Origin of the sequence: Mesorhizobium sp. M2A.F.Ca.ET.037.01.1.1, from assembly GCF_003998075.1 — a bacterium.
Taxonomy (GTDB): Bacteria; Pseudomonadota; Alphaproteobacteria; order Rhizobiales; family Rhizobiaceae; genus Mesorhizobium.
The window spans coordinates 1-2446 of sequence record NZ_RZSA01000960.1 but is presented as its reverse complement, the minus strand read 5'-3'; the positions used below and the strand labels follow the sequence as shown (position 1 = coordinate 2446).

Annotated in this window: 2 protein-coding genes; one reads left to right on the top strand and one right to left on the bottom strand. The window is 64.3% G+C overall.

From position 1 onward, the window contains the following. Positions 1–567, bottom strand: a 567-nt coding sequence (locus tag EOA27_RS31925; RefSeq protein WP_145970670.1) for an acyltransferase, incomplete at its 3' end; no start/stop codon positions are given. 632 nt (positions 568–1199) lie between these two features. Here EOA27_RS31925 and EOA27_RS31920 point away from each other — a divergent pair. Then, positions 1200–2051, top strand: a complete 852-nt coding sequence (locus EOA27_RS31920; protein ID WP_245467137.1) for an EamA family transporter — start codon at positions 1200–1202, stop codon at positions 2049–2051. The last annotated feature ends 395 nt before the right edge of the window (positions 2052–2446 follow it).

Sequence of the window (2446 nt, the reverse complement as noted above, 5' to 3'; positions counted from 1 at the left end):
CATCGAGGCCGGCGGCAGCAGGTCGCGGGCCAGCGCCGGGTTGGCGGCGATCGGCCAGTAGAACCGGTAGGCGAGCGAGAACGCGATGACGCCGATGGCGATCGCCTCGATGCGCCGGCGCGGCGCCAGAAGCACGATCAGCGGCCAGGCGAGGTAGAATTGCTCCTCGATGCTGAGGCTCCAGAAATGGCAGAGCAGCCAGGGCGTCCAGTCGTTCTGCCGCGCGTACCAGAAATTCGAGAGGTAGAGCGCATGCCAGGCGAGCGAGGGCCTGGATTGTTCCGAGGCGAACCATGCGAGCGCCAGGACCGCGAAGTAAGGCGGGAATATCCTGAGCATGCGCCTGGCATAGAAGGAACGCAGCGCCGGCCCGGAGGCGAATGCGCTGGTGTCACGCGCGTCCAGCAACAGCCGGGTGATCAAGAAGCCGGAAAGCACGAAGAACAGCCTGACCCCGAGATGGCCGACGAAGGACGAGCCGCCTGGAGCGAGGAAATGCGAGTAGAGCACCAGCGTCACCGCAACGCCCCGCAAGGCGTCGAGCTGGATGTCGCGCGCGTTTGTCATCAGCTGCGTTCGCCAGGTCTGTAATGCCGCGCGGCAGAGGGCGGGCAAATCCCGCCGTCGCGGGCCAGCCGCTTGCCGTCGTGGCCGGGGGCGCAATCCCTGCCGGCCGGCGGAATGCCCATCCGAGTCACAATAATGGCATCCTCCAACAGGCATGCCCCCGCTCCACGATTGTCGCGGCGGATGTTGCGGTGCAACACAAAATGCTTACGATCCTGAAATAAGATGTGATCCCATTGTGGGCCGAAAATAGTTGTGCAGTGAAATATCCGTACGGGTTGATCCAATGGTCCTATGAAGTCATGGGCAGTTGGTCTGATCTGCAGAAAGTATCAATCGCGATGGATGTCGGAGAGTTATCCTTGCAACCGCAGCGGGTATGGTGGCAATATTGAAAGAAGGGCTCGATCGCGGCGCCAAATTCTACAGAAGAGTCCGCGGAAACATCTTGAATTTCAAGCTATTGTGCGGTGCAGCGGGCCTGCCGCCCGAGGAAGAGGCCGCCTTGTCCCATCATCCACTGCCCGCTGCCTCACGACGGCGGCGCCGCAAAGGCCTTATCTCCGGTCCCGACCAAGGCAGGGGACGGAGAGCAAGTGACGTCGACGCCGATTGCAAAACCGCAGGCGCAAATGGGCGCTGTGCCCGTGTTCGGCCTGCTTGGCTCGATGCTGTCGGTGCAGATCGGCGCCGCCTTTGCCAAGGGCCTGTTCCCGGTGCTGGGGCCGGAGGGCACGACCATGCTGAGGCTTGCCATCGGCGCGCTGATGCTGGCCGCGGTGCTGAGGCCATGGAAGGTGCTGCCCTCGCGGAGGAACCTGCCCTGGCTCGCCGCCTACGGCATCACCGTCTGCGCCATGAACCTGCTGTTTTATGCCGCGCTCCAGCGCATTCCGCTGGGTATCTGCGTGGCGCTCGAATTCACCGGGCCGCTGTTCGTTGCGACCCTCGGCTCAAGGCGCCTGCTTGACCTTGTCTGGGTGGGGCTGGCGATAGCCGGCATCGCGCTGCTGTCGCCTTTCGCCGGGATCAGCCGCGGGCTCGATCCGCTGGGCGTGGCGCTGGCGCTGGCGGCCGGCGCCTGCTGGGGGCTCTACATCATCTTCGCACAGAAGGCCGGCGCCGAGCTCGGTGCGCGCACCTCCGCCTATGGCATGGCGATCGCCGCGGTGCTGGCGCTGCCTTTCGGCTTCAGCGCCGCTGAAGCCCATCTCGCCGACCCGCACGTCATGGCCGGCGCGGCCGTGGTCGGCCTGTTCTCCAGCGCGCTGCCCTTCTACCTGGAAATGCTGGTGCTGGCCCGCATGCCGGCCAGGGTCTACGGCATGCTTGTATGCCTGGAGCCGGCGGGCGCCGCGCTGACCGGCTTCCTGTTTCTGGCAGAGAAGCTCAACCTTCTGCAATGCGCCGGCATCGCCGCCGTCATTGCCGCCGCCTTCGGCACGGCGGTCGCAGCGCGGCGGCCCGCGCCTTCGCCGGCCTGACTCCACGGAAGCCGTCATGCGCACCAGAATCCATTTCTGAGCGACGCGCTCCAAAGCGTTGCCCGGCTTGGAGAAATCGATGCGCGCGCGGCAATTTCCGACCACATCCGGTGGTTGAAATAAGACTTAGGTCCTATCAAAAATAGCAATAAGTCCGAGTGGACAAGACAAGGGTCGTGGGCCACTTCCTAATCATGGGCTGATTGGGGATGCTTATGCTGCGACATTGCCGGTGGGGTAGTTCGGCCGACGGGCTGAAGGGCTGGCGTGGGGAGAGCGGGATGCGCTTAACGCGCAGGGGCTGCAGGCTGGTCTTGCAAGCGCTGACTGCGTTGGCGCTTGTTGTCGCGCCTTTCAGTCTCTCCCTCGATGGTGTCGTTGTGACCAAGGCCCTG

What these genes read in the sequence shown, in the direction of transcription:
- EOA27_RS31920 (WP_245467137.1), top strand. Translation starts at nt 1,200, where the DNA reads ATGGGCGCTGTGCCCGTGTTCGGCCTGCTTGGCTCGATGCTGTCGGTG.